This window comes from Shigella sp. FJ200513 (genome assembly GCF_040495915.1).
Lineage (GTDB): Bacteria > Pseudomonadota > Gammaproteobacteria > Enterobacterales > Enterobacteriaceae > ECMA0423.
In genome coordinates, this window is sequence record NZ_JBDYCV010000298.1 from 1 (window position 1) to 390 (window position 390).

1 protein-coding gene and 1 pseudogene are annotated in these 390 nt (G+C 52.3%); both read right to left on the reverse strand.

From position 1 onward, the window contains the following. Positions 1–18: 18 nt before the first annotated feature. Positions 19–93 (reverse strand): hypothetical protein, encoded by a 75-nt coding sequence (locus ABZJ92_RS22335; protein WP_353765469.1) that lies wholly within the window; start codon positions 91–93, stop codon positions 19–21. Continuing rightward, positions 65–265, reverse strand: a pseudogene (locus ABZJ92_RS22340) (lysis system i-spanin subunit Rz); the annotation flags it as partial. The pseudogene ABZJ92_RS22340 and the gene ABZJ92_RS22335, both read right to left, overlap by 29 nt. Between the last annotated feature and the right edge of the window lie 125 nt (positions 266–390).

The following is a 390-nucleotide window of genomic DNA, read 5'->3' on the forward strand; positions in this document are numbered from 1 at the left end:
GGTAGTTAACCTGCGCGGTTATCCTGTCGATTCCGCTTCGTAGACGGTAATAATTGAGTTCAGCATCTGCTGTAAGTCTTGGGCTTTCTCCATCGCCCATGCTGCTGGCTCCGGTCGTTGACTTTGCACAGGTGGCGGCGACTTGCAGGCGCTTACGCCCAGCAGAAACATCAGCACGGAGACTTTCGATAGTCGCGTTAGCATCAGCAAGCTCCTTTGTATATCTGGCATCGAGTTCTGCTACATCACGTTGACGCTTCTGCATGTCAGCAATTGTGGATGCGGCCTTATCGCGCTGCTCTTTGTAGGCGATGGCGTTATCACGGTAGTGATTAACAGCCCATGACAGGCAAACGATGATGCAGATAACCAGAGCGGAGATAATCGCGG